Genomic DNA, 24984 nt, shown 5'->3' with positions numbered 1-24984 from the left:
TCTTTAAAAATTACATCTGCTTAATGCGTTCAACCATCTCAGCGCCAAACTCTAAATACGCTTTTGCGCCACGCGATGATTTGTCAAAAGCAACCCCAGGGAGCCCGTAAGAGGGGGCTTCAGCAAGGCGCACGTTACGCGGAATAATGGTCTTGAAAACTTTGTCGCCAAAGTGCTCAAGCAGCTGATCAGAAACCTGTTGTTGCAATGTCATACGCGCATCAAACATCACGCGTAACAATCCAATGATGACTAAATCTGGATTTAAATTTGCGTGCACTTGTTTGATGGTGTTCACTAAATCCGATAAACCCTCCAGTGCAAAATATTCACATTGCATTGGAACAATTACACCGTTTGCTGCACACAATCCATTTAGCGTTAACAAAGATAAAGCGGGCGGACAATCGATCAAAATAAAATCGTAGTCATCGGCCACATGCGCAAGCGCATCCTTCAAACGCACTTCTCGCAAATCCAAATCTACTAATTCAATTTCAGCGCCGGCTAAATCACGATTGGCTGGTAACACGTCATAGCCAGAACTTTCACAACGCTGTGCGCACTCTTTAACGGAAGCCATACCAATTAACACTTGGTATACGCTGCTATTTAGATCGGCTTTTTCTACTCCGGACCCCATGGTTGCATTACCCTGTGGATCTAAGTCAACCAATAAAACGCGCTGCTTGAGCCCCGCCAAACCAGCGGCCAAATTAACGGCAGTAGTGGTCTTGCCAACGCCGCCTTTTTGATTTGCGATACAGAATATTTTTGCCATAGCTACTTTTGGGTCTACTTAAGGGGTGAGGGTGGATTTTCTCACGGGGGAGAGCACCAAAAGGCGTCGCTCCACCGCTAAATTGGGAATATGTAGGGGCTCATCGGCGACTAAGCGCCACTCCTCCATGGAAACATCTTTCATTTCATCATCTGCACGCTTAGCCTTCATTGCGAATACCAGGCCATCAGGCTTTAGGAAGGGCAATGACAGCTCTAAAAAGCGCGCCAGGTTAGTAAATGCACGAGATATGACCGCATCAAACTGTGCTGGTTGCTGCACTGCAACAACCTCGACTCGCTCACAGAGTACTTCAATGTTTTTTAACTTTAACTTTCCGCGCACATGCTGCAAGAATGCCGTCTTTTTACGTATGGCTTCAATCAAAGAAAGTTGCCACTCCGGCTGAACAATCGCAATCGGAACTGCCGGCAAACCACCTCCAGAACCAAGGTCTGCAATTCGAGGGGACGCATCTTTTAAAAATCGCCTCATTACAGGCAAAACTGCAATAGAATCAATAAGATGGAGTCGCACAGAATCTTGTTCGCCCTCAATAGCCGTGAGGTTATGAACCTGGTTCCAGCGTCCCATTTCTTGTAAAAATTGCTCTAAATCGGCAATATTGGCCGCACTTAATTTCAGGCCAAGATCCTCAATTCCTAAAGCAAGAAGCTCCTCACTCATGTGTTTCTTGAGTACGTCCCAAGCCCTTTTTCAGATGCACCAATAAAAGGGAAAGGGCTGCGGGGGTAACCCCGGAAATGCGGCCTGCTTGACCCAATGTTTCAGGTTTATGCAAGTTGAGCTTTTGCTGAACCTCTTTGGACAAACCAACAACTTGTGAATAATCGAGCGATTCCGGAAGGGGAAATGTCTCATTGTGTTCTTGACGAGCAATTTCGGTCGCTTGACGCTCGATGTAGCCCTGATATTTGACCGAAATCTCTACTTGGTCGCTTATTTGGGCAGCCAGCCCGAGATCTTCATCCAAAGATTCTGGGGCCCAGATTCCGCTGCCTAGAGCCGTAATTGCCTCATAAGTAATGCCTGGGCGCCTCAGAAGCTCAGCCAAACTACATTCATGGGAAAGATCTTGCCCCAACAATTGAGAAACAAACGGGGCGGCCTCGCTCTTGGGGCCCACCCAAATATTTTGCAAACGAGATGTTTCACGTGAAACAGCCTCTTGTTTTCTACAAAACACTTCCCAACGATAGTCATCTACGAGGCCAAGCTCTCGTCCAATAGTGGTCAAACGCATGTCTGCATTATCTTCACGCAAGCTCAATCGATATTCAGCCCGGCTGGTAAACATCCGATAGGGCTCTTGAACTCCGCGAGTGATCAGATCATCAACCAAAACACCTATGTAAGACTCGCTACGCTTAGGCAACCAAGGCTCTTTGGCTTTAGCGGCTAAACCAGCATTGATGCCGGCCAGCATTCCTTGTGCTGCAGCCTCTTCATAGCCAGTAGTGCCATTTATTTGGCCAGCAAAATACAGCCCACTAATGACCTTGGTTTCTAGGCTATGGCGTAATTGGCGCGGATCAAAGAAATCGTATTCAATTGCATACCCTGGCCGCACGATTACTGCAGACTCCATGCCCCGGATGCTTCGAACCAAATCCCACTGCACGTCAAAGGGCAGGCTCGTAGAGATCCCGTTTGGATAAAACTCGTTAGTTGTTAATCCCTCTGGCTCTAGAAAGATCTGATGGCTATTTCTAGAGGCAAAGCGGTGAATCTTGTCTTCAATGGAAGGGCAGTAGCGGGGACCGACCCCCTCGATCACCCCGGTATACATTGGTGAACGATCTAATCCTCCACGAATAATGTCGTGGGTTCGCTCATTGGTATGAGAAATCCAGCAGGGAACCTGTCTAGGATGCTGCTCTGGACGACCCAAATAAGAAAAAACCGGAACAGGGTCTAAATCCCCAGGCTGCTCCAACATTACCGAGAAATCTATCGTTCTACCGTCAATTCGGGGTGGGGTACCCGTTTTAAGCCTGCCCTGAGGAAGTTTTAACTCCTTTAACCTAGCAGATAAAGAAACTGCTGCGGGGTCGCCAGCGCGACCACCGGCATAATTATTTAGCCCAACGTGAATCTTGCCATCCAAAAAGGTGCCCGCTGTAAGTACCACCTTTTTGGCCATAAATTCCAGGCCCATTTGGGTAACAACACCCTGCACCTCATCACCCATAACCAATAGGTCATCAACAGCAGCCTGAAACAAACTTAAATTGGGTTGATTTTCTAGACGACGGCGAATTGCTGCTTTGTAGAGAACGCGATCGCCCTGGGCACGAGTAGCTCGTACAGCGGGGCCCTTGCTTGAATTCAAAATCCGAAACTGAATGCCGGCCTCATCAGTAGCGGCAGCCATAGCGCCGCCCATAGCATCAATTTCTTTAACTAAGTGGCCTTTGCCGATGCCGCCGATCGAAGGGTTACAGCTCATAGCGCCTAAATTTTCAATGCTATGTGTAATTAATAGCGTGTCACAACCCATGCGCGCAGAGGCGAGGGCGGCCTCAGTCCCGGCATGACCGCCACCAACCACAATGACATCGAAATTTTTGGAATAACGCATGATTTGCCTCAGATAGGGCGATGATCATAGCATTTTGTTTGTTTCACGTGAAACAAAACATCACAAATTCCTAGAAAATTGAACGAATGAATTCTAAGTAATTGATTTAATTGACGAAATAAGCGTTCCAGGCAGACTTCAAAATGAGCACGCTCACAATAACCAGAAAAGCTTTTCTAACAAAGGTGCTGCCGTGCTTAATTGCTAGGCGACTTCCAAATTGGCTGCCAGCAATATTGGCAATCATCATGGCAAAACCAAGCGTCCAGTTAATTTGCCCAAGGCTGGCCAACATCAAAATTGCGGCTAGATTGGTTGCAACATTCACCAATTTTGTTGCTGCAGAAGCATGCAAAAAATCAAAACTGAAGAATCGAACAAAGCCAAAAAGCAAAAAGCTTCCTGTACCGGGACCAAAGAAGCCATCATAAAAACCAATTGTTAGCCCTAGAATTACTGCCTTAACCTGCTGATAACGTCCAAGGATTTTTGGTGCATGAGCCTCGCCGAGCGAAGGCTGAAACCAGGTGTACAACAACAGAAATAACAATACAAATGGCAGAGCCTTGCGAAGTGGCTCTGCCGGAAAGTTACTTACCGCATTAGCGCCCAACAGAGAGCCAACAAAGCCTGCGGCTATTGCGGGGCCAACAACAGACCAGGGCAAAGATACGTGACGTAAATATCTACGCGCAGCATTTAAGGTTCCGCCAACCGCAGAAACTTTATTTGTTGAGAGCAGGGTTGCGGGCTGCGCATCTGGATAGGCCGCAAACAGTGCGGGAACCTGTATCAAGCCACCACCACCAGCAACCGCATCAACTAAACCGGCAAAAAAAGCCATCGCCAAAAGCAATGGCCAGATATAAATTGAAAATTCGATGAGAGTCTCTTTTAATTAAGTGAGTGTGGCGCCAATTTTTAATTGCGCCACACTAAAACCAAATAATAAAAGGAAAAAACAAAAATTAGTTTTTGTTTTTGAAGTGCGCAGCGATTTCACCAACCACGCCACGACGGAAAGCTAGGACACAAATTACAAAAATGAATCCGGTTGCAATCGTGCTCCAAGAGCCGATGTTTGCCAAATAGTTTTGCAAACCAACAACAATTCCTGCGCCAACTACTGGGCCAAGAATAGTCCCCATTCCTCCGAGCAAAGTCATTAATACAACCTCACCGGACATGTGCCAATGAACATCGGTCAGCGTGGCCAACTGGAATACCAAAGATTTCATGGACCCGGCCAAGCCGGACAGCGCTGCAGAAATTACAAAAGACATTAACTTAAATCTATCGACGTCATAACCCAAAGAAATTGCACGCGGCTCATTCTCGCGAATGGCCTTGAGCACCTGACCGAATGGAGAGTGAACAGCGCGCATGATGAGCGCAAAACCAAATAAGAAAACGGCCAATACAAAGTAATACATCGCAACGTCATTCTTTAAGTCAATCAGACCAAATAACATTCCACGAGGCACGCCCTGAATGCCGTCCTCACCACCGGTAAATGGCATCTGAACGGCTAAAAAGTAAATCATTTGCGAGAGTGCCAAGGTCACCATCGCAAAATAAATACCTTGTCTACGAATCGCCAATGCACCAATTAAGAACCCGAGAATACCGGAACCAGCCACACCTAAAACAATGCCTAACTCAGGCGAAAGGCCGGCCTCTTTACAAAAGTAAGCGGTGATATATGCTGCTGTTCCAAAGAATGCAGCGTGGCCAAATGACAGCAAGCCTGTAAAACCTAGGAGCAAATTAAATGCGCATGCGAACAATGCAAAACATAAAACCTTCATCGCAAACACAAGATAAATAAAATCTTGGAATGGCAATAACAGTCCAATGAGGACCAAAATTCCGTAGAGCAATTTTGTTTTTGGATTCATATCTATTTCTCCCGCCCAAATAGTCCGGCAGGACGAATTAACAAAACAATTGCCATGATCACAAAAATTACAACTCCGGAAGCCTCTGGATAAAAGACTTTGGTTAGACCCTCAATCAAGCCCAAACCTAAACCGGTCAAGATCGCACCCATGATGGAGCCCATACCTCCAATGACTACCACCGCAAAAACAACGATGATGAGATTGGAGCCCATTAGTGGGTTCACTTGAAAAATAGGGGCCGCTAAAACGCCAGCAAAACCAGCCAAACCAACGCCATAGGCGTAAGCCAACGAAATCATCAAAGGCACATTAATACCGAAAGCCTGCAACAGCTTTGGATTTTCAGTTCCGGCGCGCAAATAGGCGCCCAGCTTTGTTCTCTCAATCACATACCAAGTGGAGAAGCAAACAACCAAGGAGATAACCACCACCCATACACGATACTTCGGCAAAATAATGCCGATAGACTCCAAGGGAATGGCGCCCTGCAGCATCTCTGGAGCTGGATAGCTCTCACCAGAGATTCCATACCAATGACGGAACATGCCCTCAATAATGAGTGCCAAACCAAAAGTCAGCAATAGTCCGTATAGATGGTCCAAGTGATACAAACGGCGCAACATCGTGCGCTCAAGGATCAAGCCAAAACCCGCCAATACCAACGGGACCACAATTAATGCAAACCAATAATTAATGGATAACTCAGGAAAACCAAGCCATTGGCTAATCTGGGTTAAACCAATCCAGGCAATAAAAGCACCCATGGTGTACTGAGCACCATGCGCAAAATTAATGATGTTGAGAAGGCCAAAAATAATGGCCAATCCCAAACTTAATATGGCATAGAACGAGCCATTAATAAGCCCCACCAAGAGCTGGGCAACCAGCCCTTGAGGGGTAATTCCAAGAAGTTCAAACATGCTTAATAGAGTTCAATTACTTGTTAGTAACCAACTTGCATCGTGACAATGAAAGTGGTTGAGTTGCTTCAGCAGCAGGAATAACTGCCTTCACATTGTAGTAATCCCATGGGCTTGTAGACTCTGAAGGCTTCTTCACTTCTAGCAAGTACATGTCATGCTCAAACTTACCGTCAGCACGAATCTTGCCTTTGAAAAGACCGTCATCAATGTTTGTAGACTTCAATGCCTTCATCACCGCTTGGGTGTCATCAGTACCAGCTTTTTGTACGGCAGTTAAATAAGCAAGAACAGATGAGTAAACGCCAGCTTGAACGCTAGATGGCATACGCTTATGTTGCAAGATGAAGCGTTTTGAAAAAGCGCGAGTCTTTTCATCTCTATCCCAGTAGAAGCCTTCTGTAAGGTACATGCCTTGTGCAGCATTTAAACCCAAAGAGTGAACGTCAGTAATAAACATCAACAAAGGCACAACAGTTTGCTTTTTGTTAATGCCAAACTCGGAAGCTTGTTTAACGCTATTAATGGTATCTTGACCGGCATTTGCTAAAGCAACCACATCTGCACCACTAGCCTGGGCCTTTAAGAGATAAGAAGAAAAGTCGCTGTTTGGGAATGGGTGCTTGCTGGTGCCCAATACCTTGCCGCCATTAGCGTTAACAACGTTGGTTGAATCTCTTTCCAATGCTGCGCCAAAGGCATAGTCCGCAGTAAGGAAGTACCAGTTCTTTTTACCTTGTTTAACAACGGCTTTAGCTGTGCCGTTTGAGAGTGCATAAGTGTCATAGGTCCAGTGAACATTGTTCGCTGTACATTTTTCATTGGTAATTGGCAAGGATGCTGCGCCAGAAACCAAAGTAATCTTGTTCTTTTGTTCGGCCACTTCCATTACAGCCAAGGCCACGTTGGTTGAAACCAACTCAACAATAACGTCAACACCGTCTTTGTCGTACCACTCGCGAGCCTTGTTTGCAGCAATGTCAGCCTTGTTTTGGTGATCAGCGCTAACTAACTCAATCTTCTTGCCAATTACAGTGCCGTCTTTAGAAAAATCCGCAATCGCCATCTTTGCCGCAATTACAGCGCCTGGGCCAGCCAGGTCAGAATAGGTTGAGGAAAGGTCGGTCAACACACCAATCTTAATAACATCGCCACTAACCTTTGGTGCGCTTTGCGCAAACACTGGGTTTGAACCAAACATGGTCGCCGCAACCAGACACGCGGTTATTTGCTTTAACTTCATTGCTATCTCCTATAGAAATCCACTAAACACCAAGATACTCATTTAATAAAGCCGCTTTTTCAGCGAGCTCATTCTGATTTACCACCTCAACCACATTCCCATGCTCAACAACATAGTGGCGATCAGCCAGCGGTGCTGCAAAACGGAAATTTTGTTCAACCAAGACAATGGTGAAGCCCTTGTTGCGCAAGCTGGTAACGACCTCACCAAGTTTTTGCACAATCACGGGGGCCAACCCTTCGGTAATTTCATCTAGTAATAGCAATTTAGCGCCGGTTCTTAATATTCGCGCCATTGCCAGCATTTGTTGCTCGCCCCCCGACAGGCGGGTACCAGGACTATTGCGTCTCTCGTAAAGGTTTGGGAACATTTCATAGATCTCATCCAAGCCCATGCCGCCAGGAGCGATCTCCGGCAAAAGCAACAAATTCTCTTCAGTGCTTAAGCTTGCAAAAATTCCCCTTTCTTCGGGACAAAAACCGACACCCAGGCGCGCAATCTTGTACGTAGGCATCGAAATTGTCTGGGTACCATAAACCTCTACCGAACCAGTTCTTTTGCTTGTTAATCCCAAAATCGTTTTCAGAATGGTGCTTCTTCCGGCGCCATTTCTTCCAAGCAAGGTTACAACCTCCCCATCTCGCACGGCAAAATTTACACCGTGCAAAATGTGTGACTCGCCATACCAAGACTCTAGGTTTTTAACCTCTAATGCCATGGTGCTCATAGGTTGTCTCCCCCATGGCTTCCCATATAGGCCTCAACAACCAATGGGTTGTTAGAAACCTCGTGATAGGACCCTTCGGCCAAAACTGAGCCGCGCTGCAATACGGTAATTCGGTCAGCAATAGAAGAAACCACCTTCATGTTGTGCTCAACCATGAGAATCGTCCGCCCTTTGGCAACACGATCAATTAATTCGGTTACACGCTCTACATCCTCGTGACCCATGCCCTGAGTTGGCTCATCCAAGAGCATGAGCTCCGGCTCCATAGCCAACGTGGTTGCAATTTCAAGCGCCCTTTTGCGGCCATATGCCAGGTTTAAGGTTTCTTCATGCGCAAAATCCTCAAGCCCCACTTCATGCAGGAGCTCTAAGGCACGATCATTTAAAACATTTAGCGAGTCGCCGGATTTCCAGAAATGGAACTCTGTTCCCAAGCCTCGCTGCAGTGCAACACGAACATTCTCCAATACCGTGAGGTGTGGGAAAACTGCTGAAATTTGAAAAGATCGAATAACCCCGCGCCGCGCAATTTGTGCGGGAGCCTCATTAGTAATGTCAAAACCATTGAACAAGATTTGACCACTACTGGGCTCTAAAAATTTAGTTAGTAAATTAAAGCAGGTGGTTTTGCCGGCCCCATTCGGCCCAATCAAGGCGTGAATGGTTCCCCGAGTGACATCTAGGTTCACATCAGTAACCGCAGAAAATCCTTTAAATGATTTCCCCAGTCCAATTGTTTTTAATATTGTTTCTTGCAATCTCATACCCTCTACCCCCTACTTGGGAGCAAGAATATGAGAATACTCCAAGATAGCTTCGCTATATATAGCAATAACCCTAAACAACTCGGAGAAAATAATCAAAAAATGTTTAAGCTATTTTTTGAAATTGTTGAATTGCGGAACGCGCAAGCTCATCAAGGACGTCTACTGGTATGCGCTGTGCGCCCTGCACAATCATGAGCGCATAAGGCTTGGCAAGCGCCGCAGCTTCAGGGCAAAGACGCAGCTCATCACCCTCGGAGGGTGATTGACTACGCCAATAATTGATTGCCGCCTCTAGCTCTTGGATTGTTACAAACAGCATGAAAGTTATTTTTACTTCCCTTTGGTTGCTAGCATGGTACCGCGGCACTTTTTAGCGCCACAACGGCACTCATAATCTTTTTTCATTTGCTTGGTAATTTTTCCCTCGATATCTAATGAGTAGTCATAAAACAACTCTTCACCAACTTTGAGGGCGCGCTTGGCGTAAATAAAGACCCTTGGCTCGCCGTCGAAGGTATCTTCACGGGTTTCACAAATAGGCTTGCATGAGTGATTAATCCAGCGCGCGGCATTGCCGCCATATTTCGCATCAATCACACGGCCATCCTCTAATGAAAAATAGAAAGTGTGATTTGGGTCTTTGGGGTCATGTGGGTGACGCTTTTCAGCCAACTTCCAACTAATACGTTCGCCCTTGTACTCAATAATGGCCGCGCCCTTTTTAATGGGTTTGGCTACGAATACACCTTTGCCATGAATTGGGGAGGATTTAACAACAATGGAAGATCTGTCCACCTTTGGTGGTTTTAATTTTTTAGCTGCCATTTTTAAACGTCTAAGTTACGAGCAATCAGGGCGTTCTTTTCAATGAACGCTCGACGAGGTTCAACTTCGTCGCCCATTAGTGTTGTAAAGACCTGGTCAGCAGCAATCGCATCTTCGATCTTTACTTGCAAGAGGGTTCTTGAGCTTGCATCCATGGTGGTTTCCCACAATTGTGATGGATTCATCTCACCAAGACCCTTATAGCGCTGACGACTTAATACGCGCTCAGCCTCAGATAGCAACCACGCAAATGCTGCCCTAAAGTCTGCAATAGTTTGCTCTTTTTGATTCTTGTCTGGATCGCCACGACGAACTTTGGAACCCGGAACCACCTTGCCTGACAAAACGGCGGCGGCATTTGCTAGGCTTTGATAGTCATCGCCATGCACAAAATCGGAGTTAATGGACGACAACTTGAGGTTTCCATGAATGCGGCGGGACAGCAGCAAGCGGAAACGCTCTGTGCGATCTTCTTTTTGCACAATGATTTCAGGTGCCACAGCCAACGGATTTAAAGAGTCGGCTAGCGCTTGTCTTAGACGATCAGCGGATTCATTGGCTGATTTTTCAGTATCCAGATTTAATGAGGTGCCTGAAGCAATGGCGCGCAAAGCATCTTCATCGATAGTGCGAGATAAGCGGTCAACGATGGACTGAATTACTTGGTAGTGTTTTGCTAACTCGTTTAATGCGTCGCCCTCAATAACTTCGCCGGATGGTGTTTGTAGAGAGGCGGTTTCAAGAGCAATCGTCAGCAACAGTTGATTCAGCTCGTTGTCATCTTTAATGTACCGTTCGCTTTTACCAAACTTCACTTTATAAAGCGGTGGTTGGGCGATATAGATGTGGCCACGCTCAATCAACTCAGGCATTTGTCTATAGAAGAAAGTTAATAGTAAAGTTCTGATGTGGCTTCCATCTACGTCCGCGTCGGTCATGATGATGATGCGGTGATAGCGCAGTTTGTCTGCCTTATATTCTTCAATACCAATGCCCGTACCAAGAACGGTAATTAAAGTAACCACCTCTTGGCTTGCGAGCATTTTGTCGAAGCGAGCTTTTTCAACGTTCAGGATTTTGCCTTTTAGGGGAAGAATTGCTTGGAAGCGGCGATCGCGTCCTTGTTTAGCAGAGCCGCCCGCAGAATCACCCTCGACAATAAACAATTCAGATTTTGATGGGTCTTTCTCTTGGCAGTCCGCCAACTTGCCAGGCAAACCCAATCCATCTAAAGCGCCTTTGCGACGAGTCATATCCCGCGCTTTGCGTGCTGCTTCACGGGCACGCGCTGCGTCAACAATCTTGCCGCACAAAATCTTAGCGTCTGCTGGGCGCTCTTGTAGATAGGCGCTCAATGCTTCAGCAACAATTTCCTCTACAGGTCCACGAACTTCACTAGAAACCAATTTGTCTTTGGTTTGGCTGGAGAATTTTGGCTCAGGAACTTTTACTGACAATACACATGCCAAACCTTCGCGCATGTCATCACCAGAAATTTCAACTTTAGCCTTTTTAGCAACCTCATTTTCATCAATATATTTATTAATGACACGAGTCATTGCAGCGCGTAAGCCAGTTAAATGGGTTCCGCCATCTCGTTGTGGAATATTGTTAGTAAAACAAAGCACCTGTTCACTAAAGCTGTCATTCCACTGCATAGACACTTCAGCAGTAATTTGACCACCAAGATCAGAGGGACGAACACCTTCAGCGTAAAAAATGTTTGGGTGCAAAACATTTTTAGTTTGATTGATGTACTCAACAAATCCCTTAACACCGCCAGAAAACGCAAAATCTTCTTCTTGGCCTGTGCGTTGATCAATCAACTTAATGTGTACGCCATTATTTAAGAAGGAAAGCTCACGAATACGTTTAACTAAGATTTCATAATGGAATTCTACGTTTCCAAAAATTGTCTCGTCAGCCAAAAAGTGAACCTCAGTCCCTGAAAGTTCTGTATCGCCAGTTACCGTAATTGGTGAAACCAACACACCGTTCTCATCAACAACGTTACGATTTTGAATAACGCCGCGGGCAAACTCCATATGGTGAGCTTTGCCATCACGACGAATGGTCAACTTCAACCATTTAGATAATGCATTCACACAACTAACACCTACGCCATGTAAACCACCAGAAACTTTATAGCTATTTTGGTCAAACTTACCGCCTGCATGCAGCTCAGTCATCACAATTTCTGCAGCACTTCTCTTGGGTTCGTGTTTGTCGTCGTACTTAATACCAGTAGGAACACCGCGTCCGTTGTCAACAATAGAAATTGAGTTATCAGTTTGAATAACAACCGTAATCTCTGAACAATATCCAGCTAAGGCTTCATCAATAGAGTTATCTAAAACTTCAAAGACAAGGTGATGCAAGCCAGTTCCATCGGATGTATCTCCGATATACATACCAGGACGTTTACGAACAGCCTCAAGACCCTCTAGGATTTGAATCGATGCAGCGCCGTACTGCTCTACTACTTTTTTTTCTTCAGTCATTTTTTTCTAAGTTAAATACGCATTGGCATCACAACATACTTAAAACTCTCTGAGCCAGGCAGAGTAATCACAGCACTACTGTTCGCATCACCCAAACTAATTTGAATTTTTTCATTCTTAAGGTTGGATAAAACATCAAGTAGGTAACTTACATTAAAACCAATCTCCACTGCATCACCAGCATATTCAGTCTCAATCTCTTCTTGCGCCTCTTCTTGTTCAGCGTTGGTTGATTGAATTGTGATTCGATTAGGAGATAAAGAGAAACGAACACCCTTAAATTTATCTGTTGTCAAAATGGCTGCACGCTGAAGAGCGGATTGCAGTGCATCTCGACCAACTACTAAAGAGTTTTTTTGACCTTTTGGAATAACTCTTTGGAAGTCAGGGAATTTTCCTTCAACTAATTTTGAAATCAACTCAATATCACCAAAAGAAAACTTCACTTGATTTGCGGTCAAGCTAATTTCAAGAGGCTCTTCAGAGTCTTCCAATAAATGTTGGCATTCCAAAATAGTTTTGCGGGGAATGATAATTTCTTGTTTTTGACCTGCGCCAGTGGGCGCTTCGGCTAATTCAACTTGTGAATACGCAAGACGATGACCATCGGTTGCCACGGCCACCACCTCTTTACCCTCAATCACCAACAACATACCATTCAAGTAATAACGAATATCTTGCTGCGCCATTGAAAAGTGCACTTGACTAATGAGTTGACGGAAGCTCTTCTGAGACATCTTCCATGCAGCAGTAACTTCACCGACGCTTTGCATTACAGGAAATTCGGTTGCAGATAGTGTCTGTAAAGAAAAACGGCTCTTACCGCTCTGAACCACCATCTTATTGTCTTTAAGATTTAAAGACACCGGTCCCTCAGGTAGAGCGCGCAAAATGTCTAACAATTTTCTTGCAGCAACAGTAGTTGTGACATCCTCAGAACCGACACCAAAATTCGCATTAGTTGTAATTTGAATTTCAATATCAGTAGAGATAAAAGAAACTTTCTCTCCTACTTTCCTAAATAAGAGATTTGCCAAAATTGGCAGTGTATGTCTGCGTTCAACAATTCCACTAACAACCTGAAGGGGTTTTAGTAAGCTATCGCGAGAAGTGTTAACGAGTTGCATTGCTTTTAAATCCTTGTATATATCTTAGTAGTAATAGTAATAAGGGTTTGAAATTCCGTGGATAAGTCAAAAACCCTTTATAAAACAACACATTAAACGCTAAAAAACCTGTGGAAAACTCTTGTATAAACACTGCATAAAACGGGGATAACTTTTTATCAACACCCTATTTTTGCATGAAGCTGAGACTTTCCACAATTTATCCACATGTAATCCCCAAACTTATCCCTATGGTTCTCCACAGGCTTATCCACAACCCAAAATTATGCCTTCAAGGTTTGCTCGATAACGTGGATTTCATGGTTTAGTTGACTGTCATGAGCACGTTCGTCTGCAATCTTGCGAACAGCATGCAAAACTGTTGTGTGATCCCTGCCACCAAACAACTCTCCAATCTCAGGAAGACTTTTTTGTGTCAATTCTTTAGCCATAAACATCGCTATTTGGCGTGGTCTAGCAATGTTTGCTGGGCGCTTCTTGGAGTACATGTCCGCAACCTTAATGCTGTAAAAGTCAGCAACAGATTTTTGGATGTTTTCGACTGAAATTTGTCGATTTTGGATTGAAAGCAGATCTTTTAGGGCCGTTCTAGCAACCTCAATGGTGACCTCTTTCCCATGAAAGCGAACAAACGCCAAGATTTTTCTCAAAGCGCCTTCTAATTCCCTAACATTTGAGCGGAGGTGTTTGGCAACAAAGAAAGCCACATCCTCACTCATGGGGATGCCTTCGTTAATTGCCTTTTTCATCAAAATAGCAACCCGCATTTCGAGTTCTGGGGGCTCAATCGCCACCGTAAGCCCAGAATCAAAGCGTGAAATTAGGCGATCGTCAATACCAGCCATTTCTTTGGGGTAGGTGTCGCTCGTAATAATGACTTGAGACTTATTGCTCAATAGCGCTTCAAACGCATAAAAGAACTCCTCTTGCGTTCGTGACTTGCCGCTAAAAAATTGAATGTCGTCAATTAACAATAGATCTAAAGAGTGGTAATAGCGCTTAAAACGATCAAAAGCCTTTTGTTGGTAAGCGCGGACCACATCAGAAACGTATTGTTCGGCATGGATATAACGAATTCGAGCGTTAGGCTTCTCTTTTAAAAGGTGATTACCAATCGCGTGAATTAAGTGTGTTTTGCCTAAACCCACCCCGCCATATAAAAACATAGGGTTGTAGGATGTGCCTGGATTGTGGGCAACTTGAATAGACGCCGCCCTTGCCAACTGGTTCGCTTTACCTGTAACAAATGTTTCAAAGGTGAGATTTGGGTTTAATTTTGAGTGGTCCTCAATTTCAAAACCTCCATCTTCGACAGAAATAACGGGCTCTGAAACCTCTGAAATAACCGCCTTTTGTTGTGTCTCTTCAGGTGCAACAACACTTTTGCTCTCTGGGCTCGCCTCCGTCGCTAATGTAAAGCCTACATTAATAGGCCTTCCAAAGTACTGGGATGCCAACTCTTGGAACCGATCGGCAAACGTTTTCTTAATCCAGTCCAACTTAAATCTATTGGGGGCGCCAATTGTTAGTAAGTCATCACTTTCAATAAAAGACAAGAGTGTTAGTGGCTGAATCCATGTTTTAAACTGTTGGGGCGACAGTTCGCGGGACAAAATGCCAATGGCTTCGTCCCAAAACCCCAGTGGGCTAATTGAATTCAAGGCGGGGGGATTGTGTAAGTTGCTCATATTTTTGGAGGATCCATTGTAGCGATCCCGCAAAGTTATCCACAAGGTAAAAAAACGTGGAAAAGCTGTGGATAACTTGTGAATAATAAAAAATTCTCTATTTAAATTAATGATTTAAGAGAAATTTGGGGAAAAATAGAGAAAAACACCTACATATTCATCAAGATAGATTGACCTTTTGCTCTGCAACAAGGAAAATACTTGGTTTTCCAGGGATCGATCATGAAAAGAACTTACCAACCCTCAGTAACTCGTCGCAAGCGCACTCACGGCTTTCGCATTCGTATGAAAACCAAAAGCGGACGCGCAGTTTTAAATGCCCGTCGTGCAAAAGGCCGCAAGCGTTTGGCTGTTTAATTTAGCCATTGAATAGCGCAAGGATTTCTGAATTATTAAAAATACGTCCCCAGACAAGTTTGTACTGGGGTGTATATGCTGCATCTACCCAAGAGGGCGCCAAGCCTGATTTGGGGGTTGCGGTAGCAAAGAAGTTGGCCAAAAGAGCGGTTGACCGAAATCGCCTAAAGAGAATGATTCGCGAATTGGTGTGGGCCGCTCAATCCAACACATTAAATAAAGATGTTGTTGTTAAGCTCAAAAAACCAATTGGTCGTGAGACACGAGGCAGGCTCAGAAAAAAAGAAAAAGAAATTCTGCGCTCTCAAATTTCAGGGTTAATTTAAGGTGCGTGTTTTAAACAATGTGGCAATAAAGTTGGTGAAAATTTATCAACTAACATTAAGCCCATATGTGGGAATGCACTGCAAATACGTACCCAGTTGTTCGCAATATGCTTGTGACTGCTTTAGTCATTATGGATTTTTAAAAAGCCTTGGATTGATGGCGTGGCGTATCTTGCGCTGCAACCCATGGTCACATGGTGGCTATGATCCTGCTTTAAAAGATACAAAAACATCAACTTAAGTGAATGTAAATGGACTTTAAAAAAACAATTCTTTGGGCTGTATTCTCGATGTCGGGTCTTATGCTCTACAACAATTGGCAGGTTCATGAAGGCAAGCCATCTTTGTTTGGTGGCGCTCCAGCAAGCGCCCCTGTAGCTGCCGATAAAGCAGCGGCCGCCAACAAGGTTGATGTTCCCGCGCAAATCTCAGGATCACCAGCTGTTGCTGCAACTCCTGTCGTAAGTAGCGGTGCGATTGAGGGCGCAGAAAAGTTCACTTTACAGAACGATGTTTTGGTGTTGGAGATCAGTGCAAGCGGTGCAAACGTGATTGACGCAAAGCTATTGAAATCTTTAACTGCAGAAAATAAGCCGGTTGAATTGTTCCAATACACACCGACACATAAATACTTTGCTCGTTCAGGATTAATTTCCCTTGGAAATAACGATCTTCCAAACCATACAAGTACATTTAAGTTGGCTCAATCCGGCAAAGATGGCTCAGGCAGACCATTTGCTGTTTTTGTTAGCGAGCGCAATGGCGTTAAGTTGGAAAAAACATTCATTCTTAATCCGGGTAGTTATGTTGTGGATGTTGGGCATCGCGTTACCCAAGCTTCAAACAACCCAAACCCACTTGTTCTTTACACAGAGATTGTGCGCGACGCTTCGCAAGAACAAAAAATCGGCCCCTTCGATGGCGCCTTTTCTGCTAGCACCTTTACTGGCCCTGCTGTTTATACCGACAAAGAAAAATTTAATAAGCTGGAATTCACGGCAATTGATAAAAACAAAATTACTATCCCTACCCAAGTAGCGGCCGGTGAGCCAGCTTGGATTGCAATGGTCCAGCACTATTTCGCAAGCGCATGGATTCCGGGCGACAAAGTTGCACGCGACATTTACGCTGGCAGAATTGACAACGGTCTCTATCGAATTGGTATGCAAACTCCTCTTGGCGTAGTTGCCTCAGGATCTTCTGTTGTAGAAAAAGCCAAGTTATTTGTTGGTCCGCAAGAGGAGCGTGTTTTAGAAACTATCGCCCCTGGGTTTGAGTTGCTGAAAGACTATGGCTACTTAACCATTTTGGCCAAACCAATTTTTTGGCTGCTAGACAACATCCATTCTTATGTTGGCAACTGGGGTTGGTCAATCATTCTTTTGACCATCTTAATTAAGTTGGTGTTCTTCCCACTTTCTGCCGCAAGCTATAAATCAATGGCGCGCATGAAGGAAGTACAACCCCGCTTGGTGGCCATGAAAGAGCAATACAAAGGCGAGCCACAAAAACTCAATCAAGCCATGATGGAGATGTATCGCAAAGAAAAAATTAACCCATTGGGCGGTTGTCTCCCTGTGGTTATTCAAATCCCTGTGTTTATTTCTTTGTATTGGGTTTTGTTGTCCTCTGTTGAAATGCGTGGGGCGCCATGGGTATTGTGGATTCATGACCTTTCAGTTCCAGACCCGTATTACATCCTTCCGGTAATTATGGCCGCTTCAATGTTCGTGCAAACTAAGTTGAACCCAACACCGCCAGATCCAGTTCAGGCAAAAATCATGATGTACATGCCAATTGTTTTCTCGGTCATGTTCTTCTTCTTCCCCGCTGGTTTGGTTTTGTACTGGGTGGTAAACAACCTGTTGTCGATTGCACAGCAGTGGCAAATTAACCAAATGTTTGGAAAAAAGCCCGCTAAGTAATTTGCGAGCTGCATAAAACTTTGTAATAAGTAGACAGCAATGATGACGAGAAAATTGCCTATCATTGCTGTCGCAACCGCACAGGGTAAGGCTGGCGTAGGCGTTGTTCGCATCAGCGGACAAAACCTGCAGTCCATCGCAAGCTCCCTCTTTCAAAAAAAACTTTCCCCACGTCAAGCTAACCTATTAACGCTGTGTGACGAACACGGCGATACTATTGATCAGCTTATTGCTATTTACTTTGCTGGACCAGCCTCATTTACAGGCGAGGATGTTTTAGAGCTTCAATGTCATGGTGGGCCGCAACTGCTTGAGTTGGTAATAAAGCGCTGCCTTGAGTTGGGAAAAAACGAGGGGCTTGTTATTGCCGAGCCTGGCGAATTTACGCTCCGCGCTTACTTAAATAACAAAATTGATTTAACGCAAGCTGAAGCAATTGCCGATCTTATAGATGCGCAGAGTGAGGCCGCCGTTCTCGGCGCCGCACGCTCACTACAGGGCGCTTTTTCTGATGACATTAATAATCTCATCGAAGAAATTACTCAGCTGAGAATTTTGGTCGAGTCGACTTTAGATTTTCCAGAAGAAGAGATTGAGTTTTTAGAAAACGCACAAGCTCGTCAGCGCTTAGCAGCAGTGAAAGAAAGGCTACAAGGTTTACGTGCCGGCGCAAAACAGGGAAAAATCTTGCGAGACGGAATCCAATTAGTTTTGGCTGGCGCCCCCAATGTTGGCAAAAGTTCCCTATTAAATCGTTTGGCCGGCGAAGAGGTGGCCATTGTCACCCCCATTGCTGGAACTACCCGCGATCGGGTAACGGAAAGCATCACTGTTGATGGTGTGCCAATGCACATTATTGATACCGCAGGTTTGAGGGAAACTTCCGACATAGTCGAGGCAAAGGGGATTGAGAGATCTTGGGATGCAATTCGCCTTGCTGATATGGTGATTTTTTTGACCGATGCTCAGGCGAGCAATCAAGAAGATGAGCTAAAGGCCCGGATTTTGAAAGAATTACCCCCTAAATGTGCTGTACTCGAGGTCGTCAATAAGGCAGACCTTCTGCCAGACTCTCCAAAATTGCCGTCCGACCAGGCTTTATTGATTTCTGCCAAAACTGGAGCGGGAATAGATCAGCTCAAACAGAAGATTTTGGAGCTTGTAGGCTGGGACGGCCCTCAAGAGGGCGCAATCTTGGCGCGCAGAAGACATTTAGAATGTATAGAGCGAGCCGCCGAACATATTGAAAAATCGGAACAATTCGCCGCAAATGGCAACAATTCGCTAGAGTTATTCGCAGAAGAGCTATCTTTGGCGCAAAAACACCTCGGTGAAATCACCGGAAAACTGCTCCCAGACGACCTTTTGGGAAAAATCTTCAGCCAATTTTGTATTGGCAAGTAAAGGGTTTGTGCGGTGTGGGGTCGGGGGTAAAAATTCACCCAAAATGATAAAATTGTCGGATTAAAAAATTCAATCTTCATAGGGAAACATATGACTTCAACTACCAGCGGCCAGATCAATGTCAATGCGCCGGCTTACGTAAAAAACAAGCGTTTAATTGAGTGGGTTGGCGAAGTTGCTGCCTTAACCAAACCCGACGCCATTCGTTGGTGTGATGGGTCACAAGCTGAATACGATGAGCTCTGCGAGCTATTGGTCTCTGCCGGCGTATTTAAGCGTCTTAACCCCGCTAAGCGTAAAAACTCCTTTTTAGCTTTGTCAGATCCTGAGGATGTGGCGCGCGTTGAGGATCGTACCTTTATTTGCTCGGCCAAGAAAGAGGATGCTGGTCCAACTAATAACTGGGTTGAGCCGAGCGAAATGCGCGCAACCTTGAATCCATTGTTTGATGGCTGCATGCGCGGTAGAACTATGTATGTAGTGCCATTTTCAATGGGCCCAATTGGCTCACCAATTGCACACATTGGCGTCGAGTTGTCAGATAGTCCTTACGTTGCAATCAACATGAAGTTGATGACTCGTATGGGCAAAGCGGTTATCGATCAGTTGGGCGCTGACGGCGAGTTCGTTCCCTGCATCCATACGGTTGGTAAGCCTTTGGCTGCTGGCGAAAAAGACGTCGCTTGGCCTAACAACAAGAACAAATACATCGTTCATTACCCAGAAACTCGTGAGATCTGGTCCTTTGGTTCAGGTTACGGCGGTAATGCCTTGTTAGGTAAAAAATGTTTTGCCTTGCGTATTGCATCGAACATGGGCCGCGACCAAGGTTGGCTGGCTGAGCACATGTTGATCTTGGGTGTAACTTCACCTGAAGGTAAGAAATACCATATCGCTGCAGCATTCCCATCCGCCTGCGGCAAAACCAACTTCTCTATGATGATTCCTCCAGCAGGATTCGAAGGTTGGAAAGTAACCACTATTGGCGACGACATTGCTTGGATCAAGCCACGCAAAGACCCTGTCACCGGAAAAACCCGTTTATTTGCGATCAATCCAGAATCTGGTTACTTTGGCGTAGCCCCTGGAACCAATCGTCAAACAAACCAAAACTGTATTGACTCATTGAACCAAGACGTGATTTTCACCAACGTTGGTTTGACTGATGATGGTGATGTTTGGTGGGAAGGTTTAACAGAAACCCCACCAGCACATTTGATCGACTGGCAAGGTAAAGACTGGACTCCTGCTGATGGCGCTGCTGGCCGTAAAGCCGCGCATCCAAATTCACGCTTCACTGTTGCGGCAACTAACAACCCAGCGGTTGATCCAAACTGGGATGATCCAGCAGGCGTTCCAATTGATGCTTTCTTATTCGGCGGTCGCCGCTCAAACACCGTGCCTTTGGTTAGTGAAGCGCGTGATTGGGTTGAGGGTGTTTACATGGCTGCGACATTGGGCTCAGAAACTACTGCAGCCATTACGGGTCAAATCGGCGTTGTACGTCGCGACCCATTCGCAATGATTGCATTTGCAGGCTACAACATGAGCGACTACTTCCAGCACTGGTTAAATATTGGTAAGAAGTTGGAAGCCGAAGGCGCTGTATTGCCGAAGATCTATTGTGTGAACTGGTTCCGCAAAGATGAAAATGGCAAGTTCGTATGGCCTGGCTTCGGCGAGAACATGCGCGTTCTTTCCTGGATTTTGAATCGTGCCGAAGGTAAAGCTAACGGTAAAGAAACCCCGTTTGGCATCACTCCAGAGTACGCAGATATGCACTGGGGCGGCCTTGATTACTCAGCAGACAAGTTCACCAAAGCCATCAACGTCGGTATTGATGACTGGAAGAATGAGCTGAAGTTACATACGGAGTTGTTCGAGCACCTTGGTGATCGTTTGCCAAAAGAGCTGAAAGAAACTCGCTCTAAGATCGAACAACGTTTGAATGCCTAAAACGAATAAGTCTTTAGTAATCACAAACGTTTTATCTAGATTTATTCAATGACCAAACCCCAACACCATGAAATAGTGGTGATTGGGGCAGGCATTTGTGGAGCAACCATTGCAAATGAGTTGCTCGAGCGTGGCAAAGCAGTTTGCATTATTGATGCAGCTGAATCCCCAGCCACCGCCTGTTCCAGCCATGCTTATGCCATTGCCCATCCCCATATTGGCAAAGGCTCGTCACGCTTATTGCGTTTAACGCGCATTGCATTTTTGCTTGCCGAGGCGCGTTGGAAAAATATATGGCAGCAGCATGGAATATTTCAGCCAACCAAAAAAGACAAAGTATTTGATCGTGCGCAAGTGACGGATCACCTCCGCTCTTTAGGCCTCGATAGTGATATGGCAATGGCCATGGATCCTCAAGAGGCGCAGCGTGTTTGTGGAATTGAGCAAAGCGGTGTTTGGCTGCCACGCGGCGCTTGTCTAAATTTATATGAAGCAAGCAAACAGTTACTTCAGGCGCATGAACGTTTAACTTGTCTTTGGAGCGCGCGAGTTGTGCGTTTAGACAGGTCTGAAGACACCTGGCATTTATTTGACGCTACAAATCAACTCATTGTCTCCGCTGATAAGGTTGTTATAGCCTGCGCCATGGAGACAAAGCCCCTTATGAGCAGTATTGATGTTCGTTTGCCCTTAAAGCCTGTTCGCGGGCAACTGAGCATTTTCTCTATTGAAGAAAGCAATCCTTGGGCTAAGAGGTTGCCTAGAGTTGGCATTTCTGGGGATGGATACTGTTTGCCTGCATCGCGTTTAGAGAGCGGCAGTTATCAATGGATCGTTGGCTCTAGCTTTGATGAGGGTGAAGATGATCTTTCCTCGAGAGATGAAAGCGATGACTTTAATCGCGAGCAGGCCCGGGGCTTAGTGGCTTATGAAAATGGCGACCTTCGCTCGCTAATCAAAGTTGGTGAATTCGTTGGCATTCGCTGTGTTGCGGGCGATCGCTTGCCCATCATCGGCACCCTCACTCAGCGCCCAGGAATATTTTTAGCTACCGCTCTAGGGTCGCGAGGAATTTTATGGTCCGCTCTAGCGGCTAAGCTTATTACTGCTCAGCTGCTAGAGGATGACTTTGCTTTGCTAGCGCGCTTAGGTTTTGCGGCTGATTTAGTTGCTGCACTTGCACCCGCCCGTTTCTTCGCAGGGGCTTTAGCGGCCCCCTCCGCTTTGGGGGCTTTTGCCTCAAATTCAAAACCAATTTTGCCCGCTGAATCTAAGGCTAAATAGGCCTTAAACCCACGCCCTGTACGGTTCGACTTAAAGTTGGTTAGAAGATCCGTTTTGCCTTCTTTCAACAATTTCTGAACTTGCTCTGGCGAAACTTCTTGTTGCAAAACAACCTTGCCGGTTTTGAAATCACACGATTTACTAGGGCCAGTATTGTTTTCGCAAACATAACGCATGCCGTCTTCATAAACTGCACCAGAGCATTTCGGACAAACTCCTAGAGCTTGGCGGCCTGTGAAATCAACCGCTTCAGTTTCGTCATCTTGTGTATTACCAAAATCAAACTCGAGTTTGAAACCAGCGTTTGGATAGTCTTTGTCGTCCTCTGGAATTTCACTCAACTTGATAATTGCTGCAAATGGTCTTCCCATTTTGCTGCGGAATCCTTGCAGAGGGCCAATCGTTTTTTCACGTAGCAACTCTTCAACTTCAGGATATTCAAATGCACGTCCACCCGGTGTTTTGCTGATAGTAAAGCCACACTTTTCGCAAGCAAAACGACGGTAGTTTTCTTTCACCGGGCCCTTACAGTGCGGGCATGGCGTGGTCATCGTGGCATAGTCGCCAGGGATGGTATCGCTGTCGTATTCTTTAGCGCGCTTCACAATGCGCTGAGTCATTTGCGCGATCTCTTGCATGAAGGTATCGCGATTCATCTTGCCTTGCTCGATGAGAGAAAGCTTATTCTCCCAACTGCCAGTTAAATCAGGTCGAGTCAGCTCTTCAACATCTAAACCGCGCAATAAAGTCATTAGCTGAAATGCTTTGGCTGTTGGTATTAGCTCACGCGCTTCGCGTACGATATATTTTTCAGCCAGTAGGCCTTCAATAATTGCCGCCCGTGTTGCTGGTGTGCCCAAGCCCTTTTCAGCCATGGCTTCGCGCATCTCATCATCATCTACCCACTTACCAGCACTTTCCATTGCGGAGAGCAATGTTGCTTCTGTATAGCGTGCTGGTGGTTTTGTTTTTAGTGGTACTGCAGCGATGGATTCGGTTTGAACGGATTCGCCCTCTTGGACCGGAACTAGCTCATCATCCGCCTGATTGGATTTGCCGTAGACCGTTAGCCAGCCTGGGTTTACGAGCACACGCCCCTCAGTTTTAAAGTGGTGTCCTGAGGCCTCTGTAATACGAGTAGTAACGCGGAATTCTGCAGCGGGATAAAACACCGCCAAGAAGCGACGCACTACCAAATCGTAAAGTTTTGCCTCTGGCTCACTCAAGCTCTTCGGTGTTTCTAGAGTAGGAATGATCGCAAAGTGATCGGAAATTTTAGAGTTATCGAAAATGCGCTTGTTCGGTTTAATCCATCCGTAGCCTGCTTTGGCTTTCGGATCCTTGGGATCGCCCTGCAGAATTTGTTTGGCAAATGCACGATAGTCTTGCGAATGCTCAGAGAGGTTCTCCATGGTTTGTTTAACCGTATCGAGATAATCTTCTGGCAGTGCTTTTGCATCAGTACGCGGATACGTTAATACTTTGTGACGCTCATATAAGGCTTGTGCAAGACCTAATGTATTTTTTGCGGAGAAGCCAAAGCGCGCATTCGCTTCGCGCTGCAAACTAGTTAAGTCGAATAGCTGAGGGGCAAGCTGTGTGGCTGGCTTGGCTTCCTCAGTTACGTTTGCTTTTTTGTCACGACATGCCGCTACGATGCTTTGTGCAGCTGCCTCGCTCCATAAGCGATTCTCGCGTGCATCTGGTTCGGCAGCATCTTTTTTAAACTTCGGATCAAACCAACGACCCTCATAGACGCCTGCTGCAGCAATGAATTCTGCTTTCACTTCCCAGTAGTCTTTGGAGATAAATTTACGGATGAGTTCTTCGCGCTCGACAACAATAGAGAGTGTCGGAGTTTGTACGCGGCCTACGGTTGTTAAAAAGAATCCACCACTTTTGCTATTAAATGCGGTCATAGCGCGAGTGCCATTAATGCCAACTAGCCAATCTGCTTCAGAGCGACAACGCGCTGCATCTGCAAGAGGCTGCATATCTTCATCAGTTCGTAAGTTGGCAAAACCATCACGAATTGCTGCCGGTGTCATCGATTGCAGCCACAGGCGTTTAATAGATTGAGATGCTTTTGCATGTTGCGCAATCAAACGGAAAATCAACTCACCTTCGCGCCCAGCATCGCATGCATTAATAAGTGCGGTGACATCTTTGCGCTTAATAAGCTTTTGTAAAACCTTTAGGCGTGACTCTGTTTTGGCAATTGGACGCAAATCAAAATATGGAGGCACCACTGGCAGGTTGGCAAAAGACCACTTGCCACGCTTTACGTCAAACTCTTCTGGAGCAGCGATCTCTAATAAATGGCCCACTGCAGAAGAAATCAGAAATTCATCGCTTTCAAAATAGTCTTCATATTTTGTAAAGCCGCCTAGGGCTTTAGCAATGTCATTGGCAACAGAAGGTTTCTCAGCAATGATGAGTGCCTTAGGGTGATCCCCTGCGGTAGTCTTTGAACTGCTTTTTTTGGTAGTTGCTTTAGTTGCCACGCGTTTTGCCTAAATTTGAGCTAGAAATGGTGTTTTATGGGGCAAAAGGGAGGGTCGATTTATGTCTAAATAGGACCCAGCCAACTGCATACCCCTTTTTTATTATTAACCGATAAATTAAGAAAAGTCCAAAAACCCCTATCTTT

The 24984-nt window shown here is 45.6% G+C and carries 21 protein-coding genes and 1 pseudogene; 7 read left to right on the top strand and 15 right to left on the bottom strand.

Annotated features, from left to right (window positions below; all coding sequences use genetic code 11):
• Positions 1–10: 10 nt before the first annotated feature.
• From ICN23_RS04310 to dnaA, 14 genes are all read right to left on the bottom strand, one after another.
• Positions 11–781 carry a ParA family protein gene (locus ICN23_RS04310; protein ID WP_216231068.1) on the bottom strand — a complete coding sequence of 257 codons (771 nt, stop codon included), beginning with the start codon at positions 779–781 and terminating at the stop codon, positions 11–13.
• 18 nt (positions 782–799) lie between these two features.
• Complete coding sequence (rsmG, locus tag ICN23_RS04305; RefSeq protein WP_216231066.1) at positions 800–1468, bottom strand: 16S rRNA (guanine(527)-N(7))-methyltransferase RsmG; 669 nt, start codon at positions 1466–1468, stop codon at positions 800–802.
• Complete coding sequence (gene mnmG, locus ICN23_RS04300; protein WP_216231065.1) at positions 1461–3383, bottom strand: tRNA uridine-5-carboxymethylaminomethyl(34) synthesis enzyme MnmG; 1923 nt, start codon at positions 3381–3383, stop codon at positions 1461–1463. The genes rsmG and mnmG overlap by 8 nt, the downstream gene beginning before the upstream one ends.
• Before the next feature lie 106 nt (positions 3384–3489).
• The gene (locus ICN23_RS04295) at positions 3490–4227 is read right to left on the bottom strand and encodes a TSUP family transporter (RefSeq protein ID WP_216231063.1); all 738 of its coding nucleotides are present in this window, start codon (positions 4225–4227) and stop codon (positions 3490–3492) included.
• A gap of 124 nt (positions 4228–4351) precedes the next feature.
• Positions 4352–5281, bottom strand: a complete 930-nt coding sequence (locus ICN23_RS04290; RefSeq protein WP_216231061.1) for a branched-chain amino acid ABC transporter permease — start codon at positions 5279–5281, stop codon at positions 4352–4354.
• Between the two features lie 2 nt (positions 5282–5283).
• On the bottom strand, positions 5284–6204 hold the full coding sequence (locus ICN23_RS04285; RefSeq protein ID WP_216231060.1) for a branched-chain amino acid ABC transporter permease: 921 nt from the start codon (positions 6202–6204) through the stop codon (positions 5284–5286).
• Between the two features lie 16 nt (positions 6205–6220).
• Positions 6221–7447, bottom strand: a complete 1227-nt coding sequence (locus ICN23_RS04280) for an ABC transporter substrate-binding protein (protein ID WP_216231058.1) — start codon at positions 7445–7447, stop codon at positions 6221–6223.
• 22 nt (positions 7448–7469) lie between these two features.
• The gene (locus tag ICN23_RS04275) at positions 7470–8174 is read right to left on the bottom strand and encodes an ABC transporter ATP-binding protein (RefSeq protein WP_215348155.1); all 705 of its coding nucleotides are present in this window, start codon (positions 8172–8174) and stop codon (positions 7470–7472) included.
• Positions 8171–8938 (bottom strand): ABC transporter ATP-binding protein, encoded by a 768-nt coding sequence (locus ICN23_RS04270; RefSeq protein WP_216231056.1) that lies wholly within the window; start codon positions 8936–8938, stop codon positions 8171–8173. The genes ICN23_RS04275 and ICN23_RS04270 overlap by 4 nt, the downstream gene beginning before the upstream one ends.
• Positions 8939–9044: 106 nt before the next feature.
• On the bottom strand, positions 9045–9260 hold the full coding sequence (locus tag ICN23_RS04265) for a DUF3717 domain-containing protein (RefSeq protein WP_216860538.1): 216 nt from the start codon (positions 9258–9260) through the stop codon (positions 9045–9047).
• An 11-nt stretch (positions 9261–9271) separates the two neighbouring features.
• A complete protein-coding gene (locus ICN23_RS04260) occupies positions 9272–9766 on the bottom strand; it encodes an SET domain-containing protein (RefSeq protein ID WP_216231054.1) in 495 nt (164 codons plus the stop codon).
• Between the two features lie 2 nt (positions 9767–9768).
• Positions 9769–12267: a DNA topoisomerase (ATP-hydrolyzing) subunit B gene (gene gyrB, locus ICN23_RS04255; RefSeq protein ID WP_216231053.1), complete on the bottom strand. Its 2499-nt coding sequence runs from the start codon at positions 12265–12267 to the stop codon at positions 9769–9771.
• 11 nt (positions 12268–12278) lie between these two features.
• The gene (dnaN, locus tag ICN23_RS04250) at positions 12279–13394 is read right to left on the bottom strand and encodes a DNA polymerase III subunit beta (protein WP_216231051.1); all 1116 of its coding nucleotides are present in this window, start codon (positions 13392–13394) and stop codon (positions 12279–12281) included.
• Positions 13395–13657: 263 nt separating this feature from the next.
• Positions 13658–15082: a chromosomal replication initiator protein DnaA gene (dnaA, locus tag ICN23_RS04245; RefSeq protein ID WP_216231050.1), complete on the bottom strand. Its 1425-nt coding sequence runs from the start codon at positions 15080–15082 to the stop codon at positions 13658–13660.
• 222 nt (positions 15083–15304) lie between these two features.
• Between dnaA and rpmH the strand changes: the two genes are divergently transcribed.
• From rpmH to mnmC, 7 genes and pseudogenes are all read left to right on the top strand, one after another.
• Positions 15305–15439 carry a 50S ribosomal protein L34 gene (gene rpmH, locus ICN23_RS04240; protein ID WP_011903922.1) on the top strand — a complete coding sequence of 45 codons (135 nt, stop codon included), beginning with the start codon at positions 15305–15307 and terminating at the stop codon, positions 15437–15439.
• Positions 15440–15447: 8 nt separating this feature from the next.
• Positions 15448–15765: a ribonuclease P protein component gene (gene rnpA, locus ICN23_RS04235; protein WP_255532698.1), complete on the top strand. Its 318-nt coding sequence runs from the start codon at positions 15448–15450 to the stop codon at positions 15763–15765.
• Position 15766: 1 nt separating this feature from the next.
• Positions 15767–16006, top strand: coding sequence for a membrane protein insertion efficiency factor YidD (yidD, locus tag ICN23_RS04230; RefSeq protein ID WP_216231049.1), 240 nt, complete (start codon positions 15767–15769; stop codon positions 16004–16006).
• Between the two features lie 10 nt (positions 16007–16016).
• Positions 16017–17690, top strand: coding sequence for a membrane protein insertase YidC (yidC, locus tag ICN23_RS04225; protein ID WP_216231048.1), 1674 nt, complete (start codon positions 16017–16019; stop codon positions 17688–17690).
• Between the two features lie 42 nt (positions 17691–17732).
• Positions 17733–19094 carry a tRNA uridine-5-carboxymethylaminomethyl(34) synthesis GTPase MnmE gene (gene mnmE / locus ICN23_RS04220; protein ID WP_216231908.1) on the top strand — a complete coding sequence of 454 codons (1362 nt, stop codon included), beginning with the start codon at positions 17733–17735 and terminating at the stop codon, positions 19092–19094.
• A 90-nt stretch (positions 19095–19184) separates the two neighbouring features.
• A complete protein-coding gene (locus ICN23_RS04215; RefSeq protein WP_216231047.1) occupies positions 19185–21050 on the top strand; it encodes a phosphoenolpyruvate carboxykinase (GTP) in 1866 nt (621 codons plus the stop codon).
• A 48-nt stretch (positions 21051–21098) separates the two neighbouring features.
• Positions 21099–22190: pseudogene (gene mnmC, locus ICN23_RS10005) on the top strand (FAD-dependent 5-carboxymethylaminomethyl-2-thiouridine(34) oxidoreductase MnmC); the annotation flags it as partial.
• Here the strand turns inward: mnmC and ICN23_RS04210 are convergent.
• Complete coding sequence (locus ICN23_RS04210; RefSeq protein WP_216231046.1) at positions 22160–24838, bottom strand: DNA topoisomerase III; 2679 nt, start codon at positions 24836–24838, stop codon at positions 22160–22162. The pseudogene mnmC and the gene ICN23_RS04210 sit on opposite strands and share 31 nt — an antisense overlap.
• Positions 24839–24984 lie beyond the last annotated feature (146 nt).

Origin of the sequence: Polynucleobacter sp. MWH-Jannik1A5, from assembly GCF_018881795.1 — a bacterium.
In the GTDB taxonomy this organism is placed as follows: domain Bacteria; phylum Pseudomonadota; class Gammaproteobacteria; order Burkholderiales; family Burkholderiaceae; genus Polynucleobacter.
Note: the sequence above shows the minus strand (reverse complement) of the source record. Positions and strands in the feature narration are given on the sequence as shown.